Genomic DNA, 1,835 nt, shown 5'->3' on the forward strand with positions numbered 1-1,835 from the left:
GCGCACTACCTGCGGGGGCAGGGGGCGGGGCCGGAGGCGGTCGTCGGCATCTGCCTGGAGCGCGGGGTGGAGCTGGTGGTGAGCCTGCTGGGGGTGCTGAAGGCGGGGGCGGCTTACCTGCCGCTCGACCCGGCTTACCCCGCCCAGCGGCTGGAATTTATGATGAAGGACTCAGGAATGAAGCTGCTCTTGACGCGCAAAGGGATGATCAAGGCGGTGCTGCCTGAGGGGGCGAGGGCGATAGATTTAAACGCCGAATGCGAGTCGATCAGCGGCGGGAGCGGAGACAATCCGGCCCGCCAGGCTGTGGCAGAGAATCTGGCCTACACGATTTATACATCGGGCTCGACGGGCACGCCCAAGGGGGTGGCGATCCGACACGCTAGCCTGACCGTCTTCCTGCTCTGGGCCAGGAGTTTCTTTAGCGATGAAGAGCTGGCGCGGGTGCTTGCGTCAACTTCGATCTGCTTTGACATATCGGTCATTGAGATCTTCTTCCCATTGGCTTTTGGCGGAAAGGTCATCGTGGTGGAGAACGCGCTCGACTTATCCCAAGGCCAGGATGTGCATGGGGTGACTTACCTGAACGTAGTTTCTTCGGCGGCCAGGGAGCTTCTGGAATTGGACGCGGTGCCGGCCAGTGTACGGACGGTAGGGTTCGCCGGCGAGGCGGTGCCGAGCGACCTGGCAACGAAGATATGTGAGCTGCCCTTCATTAAACGGGTCTGTGACCTCTATGGGCCGACCGAGGATACCGTCTATTCGACAGTGAGCGAACTGCATGAGGACGGCGACATCACCATCGGGCGGCCAATCTGGCAGACGAGGGCCTACATTCTAGGGAAGGATTTCGAGCTTTGTCCCGTGGGAGTGCTCGGCGAGCTGATGCTGGCGGGGGATGGGCAGGCCAGGGGCTACGTCGGTCGCGGCGACCTGACGGCTGGGAAGTTCATTCCGAATCCCTATGGCGTGGCGGCGGGCGAGCGGATGTACCGCACAGGCGACATCGCCAAATGGCGCGATGATGGGAAGATCGAATACCTGGGCAGAGGCGACGATCAGATCAAGTTAAGAGGCTATCTGATCGAGCTCGCCGAGGTCGAAGGGGCCTTGCGGCAGTGGCCTGGGATCAGGCAGGCAGCGGTGGTCTTGAAACAAGATGCGTCGGCGGGCAAGCACCTGGTGGCCTACGTGACTGCCGATGAACCGATAGACGCTTCTCAGATTAGGAGTCACCTCAGACAGACTCTGCCGGAGTACATGGTGCCGGCGCTCATTGTGCAGTTGCCGCAGATGCCTCTGACCGCCAATGGCAAGCTCGACCGCAAGAGCCTCCCAGATGTCGAGATTGAGAGTGGTCAGCAGTACCAAGCGCCCGGCAACGAGACCGAGCGGGAACTGGTTCGCATTTGGGAAGAGGTGTTGAAGCGAGAGCGGATCGGCGTTGTCGACGACTTCTTTGATCTCGGCGGCCACTCTCTGCTGGCTACACAGGTGATCTCCAAACTGCGCAAGCGGATGGGATTCGACGTGCCGCTGCAAGAATTATTCAAAGCTTCAACGGTTAAAGAGTTCGCACGAATAGTTGACAACATCCGACATAACGGGGGCGGGGCCTCTATGCCGGCGATGCGCAGAATGGCGCGACGCGCCCCACAGGGGGCAGACGCTACCATCGTGCCGGAAAGTGACCAGGGGTAACGAAGGTGAACGAGAGCGAAGCGAAATACGAGTTCGCGGCCTCTTACGCGCAACAGCGCCTGTGGCTGCTCGACCGCCTGGAGCCGGGCCGGGCCATCTACAACATCCCGCTCGCCTACCGCCTGCACGGCCGC

1 protein-coding gene is annotated in these 1,835 nt (G+C 61.3%); it reads left to right on the top strand.

Annotation, left to right across the window (positions count from 1 at the left end):
- Positions 1–1,701: non-ribosomal peptide synthetase (locus VJ464_30715; GenBank protein ID HKQ09534.1), on the top strand; the 1,701-nt coding region annotated here is incomplete at its 5' end.
- Between the last annotated feature and the right edge of the window lie 134 nt (positions 1,702–1,835).

This window comes from Blastocatellia bacterium (assembly GCA_035275065.1).
In the GTDB taxonomy this organism is placed as follows: Bacteria; Acidobacteriota; Blastocatellia; order UBA7656; family UBA7656; genus DATENM01.